Here is a 19,776-nt window from a genome sequence, read left to right as displayed (position 1 = left end):
ACTATTGGTTTAATACGATGAACGCGATAACTACTGCGATAATCGGCACGGCTTCAACTAACGCTACCCCGATGAACATAACTGTTTGTAAAGCTCCACGTGCTTCTGGTTGACGAGCAATACCTTCTACTGTTTTTGAAACGATTAGACCATTACCAATACCTGCACCAAGTGCACCTAAACCAACTGCTATAGCTGCTGCTAAAAGACCAACTGAACCTACCATTGTTTAATTTCCTCCTTGGAATGTTGTTTTTATTTTTTCTGCTTAGTTTCCTAAACAGTTATATTAATGGTCTGCTGACACTTTATGTGACATATAAACCATTGTTAACATAACGAAAATGAACGCTTGGATTCCACCGATAAAGATAGAGAATCCTTGCCAAGCCATTGCTGGGATAATTGCACCAACAAAGCCAAACCAGCTCGCTGTTGCTAAGCCTGCAATAAGACCTAATAATACTTCCCCTGCATAGATATTTCCGTAAAGACGAAGACCAAGTGTCAACGTATTTGCGAATTCTTCTATAATTTTAAGTGGGAATAATACCGGCATCGGTTTTAAGTAGGTATCAATATTGTACTGTTTGAAACCTTTCATCTTAATACCGTAATAGTGAGTTAAAACGATAATCATCACTGATAGTGTCATTGCAATTGTTGGATCCGCAGTTGGTGATTTCCACCAAAGTACTCCGTCATACGAAATTGAAAACGGAAGTCCAAGCAAATTGGCTATCGCGATAAACATAATTAATGTAATCCCTAGAATATGGAATCTACCGCCTGTTTTCCAGTCGAGATTACTTTTGATAATTCCTTTCACGAAGTCCATAATCCACTCCATGAAGTTTTGCATACCCGTTGGTTTAAGCTTCAAGTTTCTTGTTGCAATAAATGCAATTAAGAAAACAACTAGAGAAGTTACAAACAACATAAGGATGTTTGACCAGTTCCCTGTCATACCCCAAAGCACAAACTCTGGATTTGAGTGTCCCACGATTCTTTCACCTCTCTTTCACATACTCATGGCTGATTTCTAACTAACAAAATGCGTTCCACAATAAGTAGAACATAGGGAATCATTAATCCGATAACCGTGCTGATAAGATGAATTTCATCTGGGAAAAGAAGTGCAATTGCAACGGCAGCAATACCAGAGGCAAATCTAAAGCTTGTCCCTAAGCGTGCTCGACCTTTTTCACCCATCATCACACGATCAAATTTCTCCATTCTACGTACTAGTATCCAGAAATTATACAGACCGAATATGGAACCTACTGCTAAGCCTGCAAAAATGGAAGAATACGGCGTAAATGCCCACCCTAACACACATAACGCAAGCAAAAAAAATATGCACTTCTTTTGCCTCGTAAAAATACGTTGCATTTCTAGCATTGGTCTAATCTCCTGAATCATATTTTCGAATGGTAGTAAGGATTGTCAATGCGCAAAGCAGGCAGTAGACAATTTACTAAAAAATTGGAGTGGTTCCAAAAGTATGATCAATCCACTTTTTGTGAATACCTATCATTATAGAACCGACAAGCTGTGAGAGAATCGCTGAATAATGAGCTATCCCTTGTAACGGACGTCAAAATGACGCATAAAAGTATCCTCACGTTTTCCTTGAAATAAGTAAAAACTGTGAATCTAGTAGAAAGTTGATACATCAAGTGTTCCACGCATGAAACCCCTATCATGATTATCCTAAGTAAGCATACAATAGGGGCTATTTGATGTCAATTGCTATCAGTGAAAAACTTCACGTAGATGATTAGATTGACAATTTATCGACAAATTTTAAAGAATATTGTAGAAACTTTTTCTTCATAATCAATTTCATTCATAAATTCTAAAACTTATCATCCGTTTAGACACATTTTCACAGTCTTATCTTCCATCTGTATAATAAGTTGACATGCCTTAAAAAAAGCACAAGTCAGCTGATTGCTACCATTGCTTAAACAACCGAATATCTTTAAGAGAGATTCAATTTTACTTTGTTCCAAATAAGCGATCTCCTGCGTCTCCAAGACCAGGCACGATATAACCATGATCATTAAGTTTCTCATCTAGTGCTGCAATATAAATATCAACATCTGGGTGAGCATCTTGAAGTGCTTTTACGCCTTCTGGAGCAGCAATAAGACACATGAACTTAATGCTCATAGCACCGCGTTTTTTCAGAGAGTTAACTGCTTCTATTGCAGAGCCTCCAGTTGCTAACATTGGGTCTACTAAGATAAAGTCACGATCAGCAACATCTGCAGGAAGCTTAACGTAGTATTCGACTGGCTTCAATGTTTCTGGATCACGATAAAGTCCGATGTGACCTACTTTTGCAGCTGGAATAAGATTTAACATGCCATCAATCATTCCAATACCTGCACGAAGGATTGGAACTAGTCCCAATTTCTTTCCTGCAATTACTTTAGATTTCGTAAGTTGAACAGGAGTCTCTACTTCTACTTCCTCTAAAGGAAGGTCACGCGTAATTTCAAAGGCCATCAATGTAGCAACCTCATCTACAAGCTCACGAAATTCTTTTGTACCAGTTTTCACATCACGGATATATGTAAGTTTATGTTGAATCAGTGGATGATCAAATACGTATACTTTAGCCATTTAACATCTCTCCTTTTGTTGTTTTTACATCTTTGTCATTATACCAAAAACGATACACATCATACCACTAATCCTTGGGACTTAATATTTCGTCTATTTCATTTATAGAAACAACAGCCTTAGATTGTCCTTTGGTTCAAGCGATTAGCAGGAATATATTTGCTTTTGGGATAAAATCAAACAATCATATGCGCAACCTATTTAATCATAGTTAAAGGAGACTTATGATGTTGTCATAAGCCTCCCTATTATCAATTAATTATATAGAGGGAATTTATCAGTTAGAGCTTTCACTCTTTCTTTTGCTTCAGCAATTACAGAAGCATCCTCGTGATTTTTTAATAGTTTAGCAATAATAGAAGCGATTTCCTTCATTTCTTGCTCAGCAAAACCTCTTGAAGTTACAGCTGGTGTACCAATACGCACCCCAGAAGTGATGAATGGGCTAGAAGTATCAAAAGGAATAGTATTTTTGTTTGCAGTAATACCAACCTCGTCTAGTACATGTTCTGCTACTTTACCAGTTAGTCCTAAAGCAGATACATCTAATAGCATTACATGGTTGTCTGTACCACCAGATACAATACGTAGACCTTCTTCTGTTAAACTATCTGCTAGAATTTTAGCATTAGCTACAACTTGCTTTTGGTATTCTTTAAATTCCGGTTGAAGAGCTTCTCCAAAGGCAACTGCTTTTGCAGCGATTACGTGCATTAGCGGTCCGCCTTGGATACCAGGGAAAATTGTTTTATCAACTTTCTTCGCAAATTCTTCTGTAGTTAAAATCATACCACCACGTGGGCCACGTAAAGTTTTATGTGTTGTAGAAGTTACAAAGTGTGCGTGTGGCACTGGATTTGGATGAAGACCAGCGGCAACTAGACCTGCAATATGAGCCATATCTACGAATAAATAAGCTCCAATCTCGTCTGCAATTTCACGGAATTTAGCGAAATCGATTGTACGTGAGTAAGCACTTGCCCCAGCAACAATCATTTTAGGCTTATGCTCTAAAGCTATTGAGCGAACTTCCTCATAATCTATCATTTCGGTTTCTTTATTTACTCCATATTCAATAAAGTTATATTGAATACCACTAAAGTTAACAGGAGAGCCATGTGTTAAATGTCCACCATGAGATAAGTTCATACCTAGAATAGTGTCACCTGGTTGAAGAGCAGTCATATAAACCGCCATGTTCGCTTGGGAACCAGAATGTGGTTGTACATTTGCATGCTCTGCCCCAAAAATTTCTTTCAAACGATCACGAGCAATATCTTCTACTACATCTACATGCTCACAGCCACCATAATAACGTTTGCCCGGATAGCCCTCTGCATATTTATTTGTAAGAACAGAGCCCTGAGCTTCCATTACAGCCTCTGAAACAAAATTTTCTGACGCAATTAGTTCAATATTTGATTGTTGACGTTTTTTCTCCGCTAACATTGCCTCAAATACCGCTGGATCTTGTGATTGAATTTTTTCCACTTTTTCCACTTCTAGTTCCTCCTCTAATATCATCCGTAAAATGCCCGTGCCCCACCAATTAGCTTTGGACGGGTTGTTGCAATGGTAATAATCGCTTCTCCAACCTTCTTGATAGATACACGTATCGGTACAGCAACGGGTTGTAGCTGCATACCAATCATAGTTTGACCAATATCAATCCCTGCCTTGGCTTGAACGCTTTCTACTACTACAGGCTCTTCAAGCTGTGTGTACGCATATGCAGACATGGAACCCCCTGCGCGAACTACTGGGATAACAGAAACCTCTGGCAGTCTATAGAGCTGCTGCGTTTTTCTTTCCATCGTTAGAGCACGGTTGATGTGCTCACAGCCTTGAAAGGCAAGATGGATTTTATTTCGTTCAGCAAAAGCCTTAATTGGTTCAAATAAAACCTCAGCCACTTCTAAACCGCCAGCAGTTCCTATCTTTTCCCCAATGACTTCAGAGGTAGAGCAGCCAACGACAAACAAATCATCCTTAGAAAAAGTAATTTGCTGCTCTACTTCCAGGAGAAGCTGTTCCATTTGTTGTTGCCACAAATTTTTTGCTTCCATCTGAAATCCCTCTATTCAAGCTTATTTTTCTAATGCTGAAATTTTTTCAATACGTCGTTCGTGACGGCCACCTTCAAATTCTTGAGCTAACCAAGTAGCTACGATTTCTCTGGCAAGTCCTGGACCAATCACTCGTTCTCCCATAGCGAGAACATTTGAGTCGTTATGGCATCGTGTAGCTTTAGCAGAAAAAACATCATGCACTAATGCACAGCGAATGCCCTTCATTTTATTAGCAGCAATGGACATCCCAATACCTGTTCCACAAATTAAAATTCCGCGATCATATTCCCCACTAGCTACACCCTCTGTTACTGGTGCCGCATAATCTGGATAGTCAACAGAATCATTCGTTTGTGGACCAAAGTCCTTATAGGAAAGACCGAGTTCTTCAAGCTGCTGAATAATTTCTTTCCGAAGATTATTCCCTCCGTGATCAGAAGAAATTGCAATTTTCATCTTGTTCCCTCTTTTCTGTTTAGTACTCAACCCAATCATAACATCTTTTTGAGCAAAAAAATACAACTCATATAGTATGAGTTGTATCTGTTTTTTTAACATACCTTTTTGATATGAATTATTTGGAAGAGCGGTCAAATTGAGAGATTACCTTGAATAAATCTTCCGATTGATGCTTCAAGTCAGCTGCTAAAATATCAATTTCTTCTATAGAACGGGCTTGTTCATCTGTAGCACTTCTTACTTCCTCAGCACCAGCTGATGTCTCCTCCGCAATAGCTGCAACATCCTGTGATTGGCGAGCAGTGCTTTCAATATTAGTCAGCTGTTTTTCAACTAATGATGAAATCTCGACTACTGACTCAGCCATTTCATGAATTTTTATAGTCATTCCTTCGACTGCTGCGTTTGTCTCAGATACTCGTTTTGCTTCATTAACAGCAAAGCTAACTTGGTTAGTCATTTGCTGTACGACCGTTTTAACATCCGTTTGGATTGCTAATATTAGTTCTGAAATTCCTTGAACAGCCTTCGCACTCTCATCGGCTAGCTTACGAACTTCCTCTGCTACTACAGCGAAGCCCTTACCATGCTCACCTGCACGAGCAGCTTCAATAGAAGCATTTAAAGCAAGTAGATTAGTTTGGGCTGCTATATCCCCAACTAATTGAATAATACTTTCCACCTTCCCAGCATTCTCTTCCAGCTGGTGGACATTACCTAAAGCTGACTCACTTCCTGTTGCAATCTTTTGGATTCCACTGACAAGTGATTGTATGACTTCTGTTGTCTCCGAAAGCTCTGTGATCATTTCTTTTGAATGTATAGAAGATTTTTCTGCACGCTTGTTTACCTCGGATGCTAGCACTCGAACATCCTCGACAGACTCTGCAGTTTCTTGGACTGCTATTGCCGATTGCTCTGCTCCCTCAGAAATTTGAGCAATTGTGGAGGCAATGGCCTCCGCTTGTTCAGAGGCAACTGACGATTCCTCAGAAAGCTTTTGCACACTTTTATTTGTTTTATCAAAATTCTTTTCGATACTTTGAACCATTTCTCGCAGGTTTTCTAGCATCGTTTGAAAAGCTATAGCAACTGATTGTATTTCATCTTTTGAGTTTGGTACTTCCACATCGACTCCTATTTTTCCTTCTGAAGCAAGAGTGGCAACCTTTTCTAGATTAAATAAGGGTTTGATAATAAGTCCACTGAAAAAATAAGCTAAAAGGCCTGACCAAAAAATTCCTAACGCATATGTAAGAATTTCAAATTGAATTGTTCCAATATTAATGTCTAAGGATTGCAAATAAGGCTGTACATAATTAATAAAGAATGCACTTGTAGAGTAAGTAATTAAAGCAAGTACCGTTACAAATAGAACAATTTTCTTTTGAATGCCAAAAGCGTTCCTCTTTCTCTTTTCTTTCATCCCTTTTCCCCCTATAGTCTCTTCACTAGTTCCTCTGTTAATACATTTAGTTCTTCAAATGTTTGTTCATATATACCTATATTCCCACCAAAAGGATCCATTACATCCTGTATATCGTCCGGAGTTGCAAATTCTTTATACATATAAACCTTAGAAATTGCTTCTGGAAAGGCATAAATAATAGCTTGCTTATGAGCAGCAGTCATCGTTAATATAAGATCTGCCCACTCAACCGTAGACGGCTGTAAAGATGAAGACTTATGAGCAAAAGGAACTCCTTTATTTTCTAGTACTTTACGACTGTTAGCGGACATGTTCTCGCCGTCCGAAGCATAAATACCTGCGGATTGAACTTGTATGTTTTTTAGATTTTTAGATTTTAAAATAGCCTCTGCCATGGGACTTCTACATGTATTACCAGTACAAACAAATAAAATATTCACTGCGATCATTCCTCGTCTCTATTATATATTGGATTACGAATATACTTTGATATTATTGTATGTTTTGAAGTGTTAATAGGCCCATTGTTAATAGAACTACACCTGCAAGCTTCATAATGATTCCTCTGTTCATCACTGTCTTTTTAAATATAATCTTCTGGGCAATTATTACGCCGACAAATGCGAAGAATCCAGAGCTTAGTATAAAGATTAGCTTTTCCACTTGAAGCATACCAAATGAAATACTCACAGAAAAGGTATCTAGACTTGCCACTATCGCTAATACGAAGGGGGGCATGATCGGAGTTTCTTTTGGTGATTTGGATAGTACCATTTGAAGTCCAACCAACGAAAGAAGAACCCCTGACAAATAAGGACTTGCCTGCTGTAAGTAGGTTTGTACTAAAACACCTGCATAATATCCTATTAAGGGGAAGAGCATATGTAATGATGCCACCCAAGCCGCAAGAGTCAAAACCTGTTTTCTATATGATACAAGAGAAAATAAGATAAGTACATCGACCGACATTAAGAGTCCTGCTATTATTTCTGTCCACAAAAAAATCTCTCCCGTCTATTTGCATAATTAAATGTATGCAAAAAAAGGGAAGAGAATACAAATTATAGACAACCTTTTTTAAAGAAGGATATATTTCTATCTATATAATTGTTTTACGTAAAAATATGGACAATAGATGGCAGATTTCCGCTTTGGATGGACGCTTTCCGTGGGGTGAACGATAAGCCACCACCGCCGCTTGCGCGTCGTTTGTGTTGTCTTATCTGACTCACTTATCCCACTGGAGTCGCCACCTGTCGCTGTAATCATAAGTAATTTATGTCTTGATGCATAGGTTATTTATAAATACATATAAAAAATGAGCAGGAAAATGAATCTACAAGCTCATTTTTCTCCAATGTCCCTTTTTTACTAAAACTCCGTTAGTCAAAGAAGAAATCCCATAAATAAGCAATCCTCAATAATTTTTATGTAACTACAATATTTTCTTTAATATTAATTCATCATTTAATGGAATCCCTTCATGTCCTATTAAAGGTATTGAAGGTTTTAAGCTTCGTGCCTTGATTACACCGTTAGGAATAACAGACGTTATTCTGTAACCTCTTTTTTGATAAAATTTTAAAGCGTTCAAATTATCATTTGTTGTTACTAAACTTACTACTTGTATTTTTTTCTGCTTTGCTATGTATTCAACACTTTTCATTAATGAAGATCCAATACCTTTCCCTTCTTGGAGACTATCTAACGAAATAATCTCCATTTCATTATCTTTAATGACATAAGTAACCAAACCAATAATCTGATTAGTTCCCTCAAAAATGAAACCATCCAATGTATCACATTGATAAACACCTGTTGAAATTACCATTTCAGTGCTTCCCCAATGCTCCTTAAAAAATGAAACAACCTTTTCTCTATTTACTATCGTTATTTCTTTAATACTCAATTGAATTCCCCCATTCTCTTAATATTTAATATAAGATTACTTTATCTATTTTAAAATACGATAACAAATTTTATCATTTCCTTCCTCAACTAAAATGCACCTTTCAAATAAGAAAAAAGCTTTACTTCTTCAATTAAAGCACTCATTTGTTGATATTCTTTGTACCATCCTTTTACTTCTTATCGGGAAATAAAAAGGAAATCAACGTTAGAAAAACCCCTAGCCCTAGCCCAGTCCATTTGAAAGCATCCAGTGTGTTTTCAGATATATTCAGCACTATACTTAAAAGAAGAGTAAGCGTTATTACAAAATACCCGCCCCACTGAAAAAACTTCCGTTTATTTGTTATTTCCATTTCTTTAGACACATCCTTTCAAAAAGTTTTATTAAATTAAACTACAATAGAGCAAGGTTTAAGAGTGCTTTTCCATTCTTTAAGTTTTTCGAAAAAGCAATAAAGTTTAAAACCATAAAACTCCTAATAATATTACGAAAAGCAAAAGTATAAATAAAATAATTTAGTCCTCAAGAAAAAAGCTTTACCCTTTTTAAAGTAAAGCACCAGTTAGTTTAAGAAACAAAGTTCCTTAAACTATCCCCCAAAAGTTAGTTGTTAATATTGAAATTACTAATATCATGCCAAAAACTAACTGACTCAAAGTAAAAATATATGAGTTTTTATTATCCGCATATTTCCATTCCATCAATGCTCGAACCGTCTCAGACAATATAGTTAGACCGAATAATAAATACCATGGCTCTAAGAACCAAATTCGTTCTGAAAACTCTAAAGTGGCATTAATAAAAGATCCCAATATTATAAAAGCGATGAAAACTATTCTAATCGTCCAATCCAATTTTTTGTGTTTTTCATTCACGTGATTATGTGAAAAAAACTTCTTCTTTTCAACTTTCAACCATCTTCTCATAACTGAACCAAAAACAATAAACAATAATGAAAGGATTACTATCAAGAAGATTAACTTAAGCCAAAATATCGGTTCAATACCATACACAGTAACATTACCTCCATTCAATTCATTCTACGTTTAATAATCACAATTGTTTCACCCTGTGACATTAGCTAAACAAGAAAAAAAGAAATGCATTTGCAATCCATGATCTATAACTAAGCTCAACTTAGTGCAATAAGAATGACTTTCTCAATTAAGATAATTTAATGTTGGATTGTTTTTTATCTATAAGATTTAAAATAAAATCATACGCAAAAGCAGCTAATAGACCACTCCAAAAAATAAAAGTCGGAGAAAAAAAGCCATTTTCAGTTGATAAATAATAAAAATAGTTTACAACTGTTATTAACATATAAGTATAAAAACCAAAAGCAATTCCCTTTTTCCAGTTAAGTGATTCTTTATTATTCATCTTCTTGAAAAACTTCTATTAACACAACTCCCCTAATCTTCAGATTGTTGAAAACAAGTTAAATACTATTATTCAACTAAATTACTGATCCGTTAGTTCAACAAGAAAAAAGGCGTTACTCCTTCTTGAAGTATGCACCCGATAGTTTAAGCACAACCATAGACCATCAAAACTGATAGTCTTGTTTAAGTAAAGCACCAGTTAGCTTAATAGGTTCAACAAAAAAAGCAGTAATCCTTCTTGAAGTGACCTCAAAACTAGTTAATCTATATAGATAAACGTTTCCATTTCCTTAACCTTTTTCCCGTCTAATTGGTGCGTGAACCCAAAAGTTTCGCCCTTTCCGTCGCGATTTATTACAATGTCGATATCGTGAACTAGTTCGGTGAAATACCTAAAAGATTTTTTTAATTCGTCATAGGTTCCTGCCGTTTCAATCCCTTGCTCTTCTGCCACCGAAATAGAATAAACAAGATTACCCATCAAAGTTTGAAGCACCTCCAAATTTTCAAAGTCTTTTTGAAGGTCTTCACCTTGAATCCGAAAATATTTCATTTCCGATCTGAGACGATTTGCCCTCGGGTAATATTCTTTGACGTCGGTTGTTTTGGCAATATCTTCAGCGTGATAGGCAATCCAAGCTTCCAACGTTGGTTCTATTCCATTACTGTTGAAGCCTTCAGGCGTTGAAACATCCTTCCACGTCTTCGGGTCGTTGACTTCGGCTTCTGCTTTTACTTGTTCAACTTCCGTGTCTTCTGTTTTAGATTGTTCAACTTTCGTTTCTTCCTTCGTAAATCCAGTTAATAATCCACTTACCAATAATCCTGTAAATGCGAATGTTATTAGCTTCATTATTCTGCACCCCCTGTGATTGAAAATCCTTAACATAAAATCATCTATTAATCATTTATATTTTACCATAAAAATTCCAATTATTTTCTTAAAATAAACTGCACCTTTAGTTCAATAAGAAAAAAAGCTATACTCCTTCTTGAAGTAAAGCACCCGCTAGTTGAAGAACTGTTTTTTAAACGAAAAAACCATCGGGTTAATTCTTGGAATTCATCCTCCCTTATTGCCGCTCCTACTATCATTGGTAAAATCAAGTTAGCTAGGAAACTCACTACATTTTAAATAATACCTCTTGACAGTGCGGTAAAACATGATAAAATTCTAATTACTTTAGTGATTGAAAGCGTTGAATCGCGAAAGCATAATATGTACGAGTGATTGTCCTAGTAATCTGCATGTACCCAGCACAAAGAGACTGAACGGTTGGTGAAAGTTCAGGTAAACATGATAGATGAATTACAACAATCAAGTAAACTCGTTTTTAATGAAGTGGTTGAACATACAAATTGTTCGACAAATAGGGTGGTACCGCGGAGATTTCCTTCGTCCCTAGCTATAGGGATTGGAAGGTTTTTTTCATTCCTAAAAACTATTATTAGGAGGATTTACAATGTTTCGTATTCGTTCCACAATCTCCCCCTCATTTGCGGAGGCGGCACTACTTAGTACTATGATTATCGCTATAATGGCGCTTTGTATCATAAAATTTGATTCAGTTCCTCATATGCCTATCTTACTGGCAGTTCTATTACTTATAACTTATGGTCTTATGAAGAAAGTACCTTACAAAAAACTAGAAGAAGGACTAGTAGATGGTGCCAAAGCGGGCCTTGGCGCAATTTTCATCTTTTTCTTTATTGGTATATTAGTAAGTAGCTTAATGATAGGTGGTACGATTCCAACACTTATTCACTTAGGCTTTCAATTTATTACGCCACACTTTTTTTATGCTATTGTATTTCTAGTAACTTGTATCGTTGGTTTATCGATAGGAAGTTCCCTAACAACAGTAGCTACAATAGGTGTTGCTTTTATTGGAATGGCTAGTGCTATGGATATCTCTTTAGCTATTACAGCTGGAGCCATTGTTTCAGGAGCTTTTTTCGGAGACAAAATGTCTCCACTGTCAGATACTACAAATCTTGCATCTGCTATCGTTCAGGTAGATTTATTTGAACATATTCGGAATATGGGATGGACAACGATCCCAGCATTCTTTATTTCGCTAATTGGATATGGAATTTTATCGCCAAACAAAGAATTTCAAGAGCTCGAGCAACTAAATGAATTTCAAGCAGGACTACTCCAAACAGGGATGATTCATTGGTATACATTAATCCCCCTTGTTTTACTCGTTATACTTTCCATTAAGAAAGTGCCTGCTATATTATCTTTAGCTTTAACATCAGTTGTTGCTATACTTATTTCCTATTTCCATCACTTTATTAGTTTTAGTGAAGTATTGAATATACTATTTTATGGTTTTACATCTAGCACAGGTATTGAAGCAATAGACTCCTTACTTTCTAGGGGAGGCATTAATAGCATGATGTTTACGATTGGGCTTGTTCTTCTTGCCTTAAGTATGGGTGGACTTTTGTTTACACTCGGCATAGTTCAAAGCTTACTGATGAAAGTGGAAAGTTCGCTAAAGAAAGTTAGTTCTGTTATTGCAGCAACTGCTTTTACCGCAATTGGGGTGAATACACTTATCGGAGAGCAGTACTTATCAATTTTATTGACTGGAGAAGCATTCCAAGCACAATTTAAAAAAGTTGGTTTAGCGAATAAAAACTTAGCACGCGTAATGGAAGATGCTGGTACGGTTGTAAACCCCCTTGTACCATGGAGTGTATGTGGAATTTTCATTACGAATGTATTGGCTGTTACAACACTCGACTACTTACCATTTGCATTTTTCTGCTTGCTTAGTCCGATCTTGACTATATTATTTGGACTGACTGGAAAAACACTGACTTATATCGAAGAAAAATAGTATTTTTTAAGCTTAAAGCCTCATTACTAATTTTATTTAGTAATGAGGCTTTTACTATAAATATAGACGGATAAGACCGTCCATTGTACGCTATTCTGTTCGCAAGTTTGAAAAAGCTTATTGTGATTTTATTTTTCACAATAACAACCCCTTTAAAAAATTAGATGCATAATACGTACTAAAGTTATAGATTGTACTTCAACTAACCTACACCGTTAGTTTTAACGTAACATTTCACAATGCTATCTGGGATCCACTTAATGTTTTGGACATAAAAATATACCTTCGAAATGCGACGGCCATATTTTGCTTAAGCACCTCTTTGAACAAGGAAATTAATTTCAAATTCATAAACAATGGTTAAAACATAAGATTTCTTAGAAACAGAATACCGTATAATAAAGCACCACCAATTAAAATCAACAATCCAATCATTACAAATCCATATACTAAGCCTTTACCCATCGAAACTAAATCCAAGAACATATTTTTAAAAGCTTCAACCGTCTTATTCATATTACATCCCCTATCCCCAAGTAATGAAATATAAACTATATTTTACCATATTCAAAGCGAAATCTTAGACTAAAACTGCACCTTTAGTTTAAGTCTTACATTTCACAATGCATAGCTGGGTCCACATAATGTTTTGGATATAAAAATAAATCATCGAAAGATGGCCATGTTTTGCTAAAGCATCCGTTAGCTTAGTATCTATATACTCTCAACTTCATCTGGATACACATACATATCAACCTCTATGGTTGTACCTGTTAAATAGCAGAATTCAATTATTTCTTCATTAAAACCCATTAGTGGTTTTTCTTCGCCATAAATACTGGGAACAATCATGATTACATAGTGTACATCATATTGTTCCTTGATTTCCTTTAGTAGTGATATTTTATTTTTTAGATTTTTAATGGTGTCCATACATTTCGCTTCAACATCTAACCTATCTACGTTAGATTTTTCAGCAGACCAATCCAAAAACAAATACTTCAAACCATTCCTTCTTGTATCACCATAGTTCCAACTGCTAAATGGTTGTATTCCAAGTAGCTTAGTTATATCATCTGGATTGAAAATACCACTTTCATAAGCAACGAAGCCTCTATGATCTATTTTTCCTTTACTACCTATTCCAAATAAGTATAACTATTTGTTTTTTTCATTTTTTACCTCTTGATTTTATCTTCTTTTTTCTTATTGAACAAACTGCCACTTTACTTCAATAAGAAAAAAGAGTTTCCTAAGCATCCCAATGATCTTTACTAAAGCACCCGTTACTTTAAGTGCAATTCTTCACAAACTAATCTTGAAGAATTAAGCCTTCACTTAGAACTAACACTTCTTTTGTTTCAAAATTTAAAATTCGTGCTCGGACATCGTTCTCTGATATAAAAACAACTGAACCATCTTTGTCAATACAATAAGCAATTGGTATAGAAATACCTGTATCTCCAAATAAACCATCAGCGTGGCTAGTCCCAATAACCATTGTTTTATATTTGATTGCGATTTTTGCTGCTTCTGTAATCCATTCTTCGAACTGTTCATTGCTAAACATCCCCACACCAATTGGATGTACAATTAAGTCTACGTCATTATATTCTTCACCCTTAATTCCTTGTACTATTAACTCATCGCAAAGAATGTGACCAATTTTCAAGCCCTCTACTACTAGGAAAGATGTTGTACTATACTTTACTCTATCTAAAATTATCTCACCCCTACGATTTATTACTATAACTCTGTCTTTTGGTCTTTCTTGTAGCCTTTTATGTCCGCCGATTAAGATAGTATTATATCTTTTAGCTAAATCACATGCTTTTTTAACATTTTCATTTAGATACCCCTCTGGAAAAATGACTACATCAACATCAGGGTTATTTTTTAGTTCAGCTTCGAGCTGTTCAATATGTTTTTCAAGTTTTGGTTGGATTATTAATAATTTCATTCATACACGCCTTCCATCAAAAAGAGATATATGTAATCACTATCCTTCTTGCACTAAACCGCACCGTTAGCCATCCATATAGCGCAAAACCAGCGCTACGCCACAGAGAATGAAAATGTGAAAATCGGGTATAGGATACTATGGCTGGCGAAGAAGGTCGATCAACTATGGTGCCATTGAGCCCATCCGTTAGTCTGACTCCGACGACCACGTTGCATCACAGGCTGTCGCACTCTATATGAGTAGCACTCATGGTAGATTAATCCTACTCTGGTTATTGCACCAGCCTGCCTTTATTCTTACAAGAATATGGAGTTGATTCTTGATTTACCTTTTAACTTAATATAAACATTCTGAAGGCTCAGTTTTTTTAAAAAAAGCAATTTCTGAGTCTCTTTTGTTATGCAATTATGTATATTTGGAGCATTTTTTAATTTTCATGGGAGTTGAATAAGAAGTTTAACTTTCGACTGTTTTTATATCGAACTTCATATAATCTAAATCCCAAATATCAGCAGTAGTATTAGAAAAGACAGTTATTTCAAGTTTCTGCCCAATATTATATTTCTCTACATCATCAACAGGTATTTCGTATACATTTCCATCTTTTCTACCTTCATCAACTCCGCCGTATTCTTTAATTACTAACATTTCTTCCTCAACAAGTATCTCCTCTACTGTCCCTGTGATAGTAAAGCTCTCTTGATAATTAGAACAACCAGCAAAAAGTAAAAAAATCAATAATAAAAAACTTATTGTGATTATATTTTTCACAATAACACCCCTTTGCATATCTGGGTTCAACCTTATGTTTTATACATATAAATAGACCACAAAAATGATGGCCATATTTTGCTAAACCACCCTTTAGCTGAATAAGAAATCACTAATCAAGTAGTTTCCAATTAGTGTCTTTTATATTTTCCTTATTTGGCTTTCTGACAAATTTAATACAGTATTCTTCACATGCCCCAAAATTAATAATTTTTTTTGTGCTTGTTTTAATGAGACTTCATTTGCCCCACCTTCATAATCAGGGTCTCGAAATTGAACACCGTCATCATGCCAAAAGCATATTTTGCAAATTGCATCTGTATCTGTTGGTTCTTCATCCAAAGTTTTATATCCACAGCAAGGACAAGTATATTTCATGCAATCACCTGAAGAAGGAAAAAGGCTTTACTCCTTATTGAAGTAAAGGACCCGTTAGCTTAAGTACATTTCTTCACAAACAATTATTTTATATAGTAGCTCTCCGTTTAAATAGATTGTTAAACCAGTTTATACATAAGTATATCGTCTACATATAAGTCATCATTAAACTTAACTTCTTTAATTTTACGTCCTTCTTCAACAAATCCCATATTTTTGTACAATTCGATTGCTCGTTGATTTGTTGATAAAACACCTAAACTAACTTTCTCTATTAAAGGGTTGTGTTCCGCCCAGTTTAAAAGTTCTTTAATCAGCAGTTTACCAATGCCTTGATTGCGGAACTCTTTTTTGACCATTGCCGTAAAAGAATCAGTATGTAAAAGCCTTTTAGTACTTTTTGCGCGAAAAACAATCAAACCAACAATCTGCCCATTGCTTTCCGCCATGATTAGCTTTTCTCTTTCATTCGCTAAGATTTTCTCTATCCAGTTTCTTATTTGCTCCACAGTTTCTTCAAACTCTTCTAATACCGAAATCATAAATTCACTTTCTGAAAGAATTTCCTTTTGAAGTTTTAGAACAGCTTCTGCATCATTTATATTCCCAATTCTTAGGGTTACCTGGTTACTACTATTCGTCATCTGTCTGCCCCCATTACCTTTGCTTATTTTGATAATAATTCTACAAATAAAAATAAACTCCTTCTTACACTATCCTGCACCTTTAGTTTAAGAAGAAAAAATCTTTACTCCTTCTTGAACTAAGCACACGGTAGTTGAACAAGCAGTGAATTAATCTAGCTGTTCCGCCAGTTCGGATATGTACTCCATTTCTGACTTCCTATAAAAGTGAGGAAAAGAACCCTTAAAACCTCGTTCTCGTAACGTTGAGTAACTTGTTGTTTCAAGAATCTAATCATTGCTTATCGTTCTGTTGACAAAGTGCCCCCTCCGAACGTCAATATATTTTTTTCTTGATTTTAGTTCAACAAGAAAAAGCTTTACTCCTTCTGAAGTAAAGCACCTCGTTAGCTTAATTATTAATGCCTGCTGCTAGCATTGCAATGCTCCACATAATAAAAGTAAACGACATTGTAAGCCAAACGGTATTGACCGTAGTTTTTTCTTCGTGTTTTACCTTTTTCAATATAGAAACCAAATTCAAACAAAATATAACGCACAAGATAGGCATTAAAAGCCCCTATTAATAGAAAGGCATAGGCAATAATCATATTTTCACTCCTTTGTAGTTGTTTATCATTGTTCAACTAATCTGCACCGTTAGTTCAATAAGAAAAAGCTACCCTTACAGGTAGCCCCTTGTTAACTAAAGCTTCTCGTTAGTTGAATAAGAAAGGAAATTATTATTGATTCCTAAAATCAAATTTATCCCTTTTCACATCTAACGTATGTCCATTAATTTCTACTGTGTTATTGTCCTTCCAAGAAATAGTGGCGGTGTCTTCTTGATTGTTCCAATAGATATTTTTAGTTTTTTTATCTTTAATATTAAATACCAACTCACCACGAACAGAATATGATGTTGTTGCCCCACCATTGATGACATATGCTTTTAATGTATACTTTCCATCAGGTGATATCTCTTCAGTTAGATATTCTCCTGTCGGCAACCTATTCATATCAAAGAAAGCCCAATAAACTCCATATCCGATAAGTCCAACAATTAACAAACCAATCATTATGAATATCTTTAACAATTTATTAAGTTTCTTTTTCTTATACTCAACATTTGATTTATTATGCTCCAAAGCCACCCTCCTTTTCGTTTTAATTACCTAAAAATTTAAACTCTTTGTAATAAATACGTTAAACCAACCAATAAAGTTTCCATTACATAACTTATTAAACTAACCTGCGGCATTGGTTCAATAAGAAAAAGCTATCCTTACAGACAGCTACTTGTTTAACTTCATGTTAATTATTGCGGTTTTTTTCTACCCAATCACAAAACTGTTCCAAAACAGGTAATAGAGTATTTGCTTTCTCCTCAACTTTTCTACCTCCATTCAATTCCTTATTGAAGTAAAGCACCCATTAGCTGAACATCACTCTTAAAAAGTGCGTTAATCTACATTTATAATTAATATACCTTTAAATTTTCTAAGTATAAATTTACATCCGTAAGTAATTCCTAAATATACTAATTTTTATTTAGTTAAATGTAGTTAACTCTTTTGAAATAGAATTTAAAAACTCTTTTTCAAATTTAATATAGTAATTCTCATCTATTTTTACATCTTTCATTCCATCGATTAATGATACCGATTGTATCGAGTCAGATTCCATTTTATTCTCTAACAATTGTTCAATTGGAATATTGCCTTCTATTTTAGTAGCAATTTGTTTTAATTGTGTTTGTGGTAATTCGTTTAATGTTTGATTTATAACCGCATTCATTAGGTTTAACTGGTTTTCTTCACCCAATTTTCCTACTGTAGCAGCCATCATTAATGCCACAACCTCTTCTCCATTCAAACGATTCGGCCCTTTTTCGAATTCAAATGACACTCTAGATATAGCTCTTACTTGAATATCTTCTTCCAAATAGTAATCTATACCATTCACTGAATCAATCAACGTTGAAAGAGTTTCTAGATCCATAACAGCATAATAATCGATGGGTAAATCAAATAACTTAGAAACTGTTGTTCTTACACTTTCAGCCCCTCCCGAACCGTAGGCATAAGCAAATGTCAATTTATCATATGAAGTAGTCCCATCATTCTTATCCACTATCGGAGCATAAGTATCACGAGGGATAGATAGAACTTTCATCGTCTTTTTATCTTTACTATAAGTAAGTAAAAGGTTAAGAGGAATTCTAAGATTGTCATCTTTCACCGTAAATAGAGTGGTTAATAACTCATCTTCCTGAAATACTGATTCACTTGCATTACTGCTGTTAGATTCTTTATTGAAGTTTGCAGAGAGAAGCGATGGAAGAAACAAGAACATACTCAAGCCTATCAATAATAAAGAAACTGTAAATGGAACAATTTTTTTAGAAGAAACATGAAACTTCTTTTGTTTATGATGATTCTTCTCCAGTTTATGAATTTGTTCAAATACTTCATTACGATCTTCTTTCGTAAACCTTAGTTCTTGATTTGACGCATTATAAAATCTATCTCTTAATCGTTTATCTGCCATTTAGTTCCGCCTCCTTTATCATCGACTCTAGCCTTTGTTTTGCTCTTCTCAATCGAGTTTTCACTGTATTCACTGGAATATCTAAAACTTCGGCAATTTCCTCCGTCGTAAATGAATCATAATAGTATAGATAAACCACTTCTAGATACACTTTTGGTAGAGAAAAAATAGTATCTTTTAATTCTTCATTATTGTATTTATCAATAACTGTTTTTTCTGTTGATGGTAATATCGACTTTGCTGTTTCATTAATAAAACTTTTCACCTGTACCATTTTGTAATTCCAACTTTTTAAGTAATCCTTACATTCGTTAATTGTTATACGAAATAGCCATGTTTTTATTTGTGCGTCAAACCGAAACGAATCAAGGTTTTTGTAGCATTTGATGAACGTATTTTGAACCATATCCTTAGCAGTCTCTGTATCTTTCACATAAGAAAATGCCAATCGTACCAACTCATTACCATATTCAATCATCATTTTTTCTAATATGTAATCTTTTTCTTCTCTGTCCAATTTACTCCCCCCTTTCAACCTACTTCAAATTCTGCTATTAGACGATTATCAATTCATAATAGGTTCAATTTCTTAAATTATTTAATATTGAAGACAGATTCTATTCTAATCGGCGTTTAATATTTAATTGTTCTTTATAATATTCCGTAGAAATGCATGCCTACAATTATAACTGAAATACAAAACCTGTATCTTAGATTACCAAGCAATCATAGATACAGGCTTATTGTTTATAATTAT

General features: G+C 34.9%; 24 protein-coding genes and 1 pseudogene. 1 reads left to right on the top strand and 24 read right to left on the bottom strand.

What is annotated here, in order from left to right; genetic code table 11:
* Window position 1: 1 nt before the first annotated feature.
* The 14 genes from atpE to MKY94_RS03600 all read right to left on the bottom strand — a co-directional run bounded on the left by atpE (window position 2) and on the right by MKY94_RS03600 (window position 10,738).
* The gene (atpE, locus tag MKY94_RS03665; protein WP_144540512.1) at window positions 2-226 is read right to left on the bottom strand and encodes a F0F1 ATP synthase subunit C; all 225 of its coding nucleotides are present in this window, start codon (window positions 224-226) and stop codon (window positions 2-4) included.
* 63 nt (window positions 227-289) lie between these two features.
* Window positions 290-1,003, bottom strand: a complete 714-nt coding sequence (gene atpB / locus MKY94_RS03660; protein ID WP_144540513.1) for a F0F1 ATP synthase subunit A — start codon at window positions 1,001-1,003, stop codon at window positions 290-292.
* Window positions 1,004-1,029: 26 nt separating this feature from the next.
* Window positions 1,030-1,401 carry an ATP synthase subunit I gene (locus tag MKY94_RS03655; protein WP_144540515.1) on the bottom strand — a complete coding sequence of 124 codons (372 nt, stop codon included), beginning with the start codon at window positions 1,399-1,401 and terminating at the stop codon, window positions 1,030-1,032.
* Window positions 1,402-2,001: 600 nt separating this feature from the next.
* Window positions 2,002-2,631 (bottom strand): uracil phosphoribosyltransferase, encoded by a 630-nt coding sequence (gene upp / locus MKY94_RS03650; RefSeq protein ID WP_144540517.1) that lies wholly within the window; start codon window positions 2,629-2,631, stop codon window positions 2,002-2,004.
* A 255-nt stretch (window positions 2,632-2,886) separates the two neighbouring features.
* Complete coding sequence (glyA, locus tag MKY94_RS03645; protein ID WP_342578650.1) at window positions 2,887-4,122, bottom strand: serine hydroxymethyltransferase; 1,236 nt, start codon at window positions 4,120-4,122, stop codon at window positions 2,887-2,889.
* Between the two features lie 29 nt (window positions 4,123-4,151).
* The gene (locus MKY94_RS03640) at window positions 4,152-4,697 is read right to left on the bottom strand and encodes a TIGR01440 family protein (RefSeq protein WP_144540524.1); all 546 of its coding nucleotides are present in this window, start codon (window positions 4,695-4,697) and stop codon (window positions 4,152-4,154) included.
* 21 nt (window positions 4,698-4,718) lie between these two features.
* Window positions 4,719-5,156, bottom strand: a complete 438-nt coding sequence (gene rpiB, locus MKY94_RS03635) for a ribose 5-phosphate isomerase B (protein WP_144540527.1) — start codon at window positions 5,154-5,156, stop codon at window positions 4,719-4,721.
* A 118-nt stretch (window positions 5,157-5,274) separates the two neighbouring features.
* A complete protein-coding gene (locus tag MKY94_RS03630) occupies window positions 5,275-6,585 on the bottom strand; it encodes a HAMP domain-containing methyl-accepting chemotaxis protein (protein WP_151111299.1) in 1,311 nt (436 codons plus the stop codon).
* An 11-nt stretch (window positions 6,586-6,596) separates the two neighbouring features.
* A complete protein-coding gene (locus tag MKY94_RS03625; protein ID WP_225215891.1) occupies window positions 6,597-7,037 on the bottom strand; it encodes a low molecular weight protein arginine phosphatase in 441 nt (146 codons plus the stop codon).
* 43 nt (window positions 7,038-7,080) lie between these two features.
* A complete protein-coding gene (locus MKY94_RS03620; RefSeq protein ID WP_151111303.1) occupies window positions 7,081-7,587 on the bottom strand; it encodes a manganese efflux pump in 507 nt (168 codons plus the stop codon).
* A 436-nt stretch (window positions 7,588-8,023) separates the two neighbouring features.
* On the bottom strand, window positions 8,024-8,497 hold the full coding sequence (locus MKY94_RS03615; RefSeq protein WP_151111305.1) for a GNAT family N-acetyltransferase: 474 nt from the start codon (window positions 8,495-8,497) through the stop codon (window positions 8,024-8,026).
* A 587-nt stretch (window positions 8,498-9,084) separates the two neighbouring features.
* Complete coding sequence (locus MKY94_RS03610) at window positions 9,085-9,534, bottom strand: DUF4181 domain-containing protein (protein ID WP_342578022.1); 450 nt, start codon at window positions 9,532-9,534, stop codon at window positions 9,085-9,087.
* 130 nt (window positions 9,535-9,664) lie between these two features.
* Window positions 9,665-9,883, bottom strand: a complete 219-nt coding sequence (locus MKY94_RS03605) for a hypothetical protein (RefSeq protein WP_340862631.1) — start codon at window positions 9,881-9,883, stop codon at window positions 9,665-9,667.
* A 261-nt stretch (window positions 9,884-10,144) separates the two neighbouring features.
* Window positions 10,145-10,738, bottom strand: a complete 594-nt coding sequence (locus tag MKY94_RS03600) for a hypothetical protein (protein ID WP_342578021.1) — start codon at window positions 10,736-10,738, stop codon at window positions 10,145-10,147.
* A 610-nt stretch (window positions 10,739-11,348) separates the two neighbouring features.
* Between MKY94_RS03600 and nhaC the strand changes: the two genes are divergently transcribed.
* On the top strand, window positions 11,349-12,734 hold the full coding sequence (gene nhaC, locus MKY94_RS03595; protein WP_342578020.1) for a Na+/H+ antiporter NhaC: 1,386 nt from the start codon (window positions 11,349-11,351) through the stop codon (window positions 12,732-12,734).
* A 360-nt stretch (window positions 12,735-13,094) separates the two neighbouring features.
* Here nhaC and MKY94_RS03590 read toward each other — a convergent pair whose 3' ends face one another.
* The 10 genes and pseudogenes from MKY94_RS03590 to MKY94_RS03545 all read right to left on the bottom strand — a co-directional run bounded on the left by MKY94_RS03590 (window position 13,095) and on the right by MKY94_RS03545 (window position 19,536).
* Window positions 13,095-13,250, bottom strand: a complete 156-nt coding sequence (locus tag MKY94_RS03590) for a hypothetical protein (RefSeq protein WP_191696654.1) — start codon at window positions 13,248-13,250, stop codon at window positions 13,095-13,097.
* Window positions 13,251-13,448: 198 nt separating this feature from the next.
* Complete coding sequence (locus MKY94_RS03585; protein WP_342578649.1) at window positions 13,449-13,823, bottom strand: DUF4279 domain-containing protein; 375 nt, start codon at window positions 13,821-13,823, stop codon at window positions 13,449-13,451.
* A 223-nt stretch (window positions 13,824-14,046) separates the two neighbouring features.
* Window positions 14,047-14,694, bottom strand: a complete 648-nt coding sequence (locus MKY94_RS03580; protein ID WP_342578019.1) for a hypothetical protein — start codon at window positions 14,692-14,694, stop codon at window positions 14,047-14,049.
* A gap of 459 nt (window positions 14,695-15,153) precedes the next feature.
* Window positions 15,154-15,468 (bottom strand): hypothetical protein, encoded by a 315-nt coding sequence (locus MKY94_RS03575; protein WP_154311455.1) that lies wholly within the window; start codon window positions 15,466-15,468, stop codon window positions 15,154-15,156.
* Window positions 15,469-15,580: 112 nt separating this feature from the next.
* Window positions 15,581-15,846 (bottom strand): annotated as a pseudogene (locus MKY94_RS03570) (CPCC family cysteine-rich protein).
* Window positions 15,847-15,965: 119 nt separating this feature from the next.
* A complete protein-coding gene (locus MKY94_RS03565; protein ID WP_342578018.1) occupies window positions 15,966-16,490 on the bottom strand; it encodes an N-acetyltransferase in 525 nt (174 codons plus the stop codon).
* Window positions 16,491-16,888: 398 nt separating this feature from the next.
* A complete protein-coding gene (locus MKY94_RS03560; RefSeq protein WP_154311459.1) occupies window positions 16,889-17,080 on the bottom strand; it encodes a hypothetical protein in 192 nt (63 codons plus the stop codon).
* A 132-nt stretch (window positions 17,081-17,212) separates the two neighbouring features.
* A complete protein-coding gene (locus tag MKY94_RS03555; protein ID WP_342578648.1) occupies window positions 17,213-17,566 on the bottom strand; it encodes a DUF5412 domain-containing protein in 354 nt (117 codons plus the stop codon).
* 454 nt (window positions 17,567-18,020) lie between these two features.
* Window positions 18,021-19,019 carry an LCP family protein gene (locus tag MKY94_RS03550; RefSeq protein ID WP_342578017.1) on the bottom strand — a complete coding sequence of 333 codons (999 nt, stop codon included), beginning with the start codon at window positions 19,017-19,019 and terminating at the stop codon, window positions 18,021-18,023.
* Complete coding sequence (locus MKY94_RS03545; protein ID WP_342578016.1) at window positions 19,009-19,536, bottom strand: sigma-70 family RNA polymerase sigma factor; 528 nt, start codon at window positions 19,534-19,536, stop codon at window positions 19,009-19,011. The genes MKY94_RS03550 and MKY94_RS03545 overlap by 11 nt, the downstream gene beginning before the upstream one ends.
* Between the last annotated feature and the right edge of the window lie 240 nt (window positions 19,537-19,776).

Source organism: Psychrobacillus sp. FSL K6-2843 (genome assembly GCF_038626375.1).
Classification (GTDB): Bacteria; Bacillota; Bacilli; order Bacillales_A; family Planococcaceae; genus Psychrobacillus; species Psychrobacillus faecigallinarum.
This window is presented reverse-complemented; position numbering and strand designations above follow the sequence as displayed.

Coding starts and splice junctions, on each gene's coding strand:
- MKY94_RS03580 (WP_342578019.1), bottom strand. CDS start 14,694: ATGAAATTATTAATAATCCAACCAAAACTTGAAAAACATATTGAACAG.
- MKY94_RS03605 (WP_340862631.1), bottom strand. CDS start 9,883: ATGAATAATAAAGAATCACTTAACTGGAAAAAGGGAATTGCTTTTGGT.
- MKY94_RS03625 (WP_225215891.1), bottom strand. CDS start 7,037: ATGATCGCAGTGAATATTTTATTTGTTTGTACTGGTAATACATGTAGA.
- upp (WP_144540517.1), bottom strand. CDS start 2,631: ATGGCTAAAGTATACGTATTTGATCATCCACTGATTCAACATAAACTT.
- atpE (WP_144540512.1), bottom strand. CDS start 226: ATGGTAGGTTCAGTTGGTCTTTTAGCAGCAGCTATAGCAGTTGGTTTA.
- MKY94_RS03630 (WP_151111299.1), bottom strand. CDS start 6,585: ATGAAAGAAAAGAGAAAGAGGAACGCTTTTGGCATTCAAAAGAAAATT.
- rpiB (WP_144540527.1), bottom strand. CDS start 5,156: ATGAAAATTGCAATTTCTTCTGATCACGGAGGGAATAATCTTCGGAAA.
- nhaC (WP_342578020.1), top strand. CDS start 11,349: ATGTTTCGTATTCGTTCCACAATCTCCCCCTCATTTGCGGAGGCGGCA.
- MKY94_RS03560 (WP_154311459.1), bottom strand. CDS start 17,080: ATGATTATTGCCTATGCCTTTCTATTAATAGGGGCTTTTAATGCCTAT.
- MKY94_RS03600 (WP_342578021.1), bottom strand. CDS start 10,738: ATGAAGCTAATAACATTCGCATTTACAGGATTATTGGTAAGTGGATTA.
- MKY94_RS03640 (WP_144540524.1), bottom strand. CDS start 4,697: ATGGAAGCAAAAAATTTGTGGCAACAACAAATGGAACAGCTTCTCCTG.
- MKY94_RS03565 (WP_342578018.1), bottom strand. CDS start 16,490: ATGACGAATAGTAGTAACCAGGTAACCCTAAGAATTGGGAATATAAAT.
- MKY94_RS03590 (WP_191696654.1), bottom strand. CDS start 13,250: ATGAATAAGACGGTTGAAGCTTTTAAAAATATGTTCTTGGATTTAGTT.
- MKY94_RS03550 (WP_342578017.1), bottom strand. CDS start 19,019: ATGGCAGATAAACGATTAAGAGATAGATTTTATAATGCGTCAAATCAA.
- MKY94_RS03655 (WP_144540515.1), bottom strand. CDS start 1,401: ATGCTAGAAATGCAACGTATTTTTACGAGGCAAAAGAAGTGCATATTT.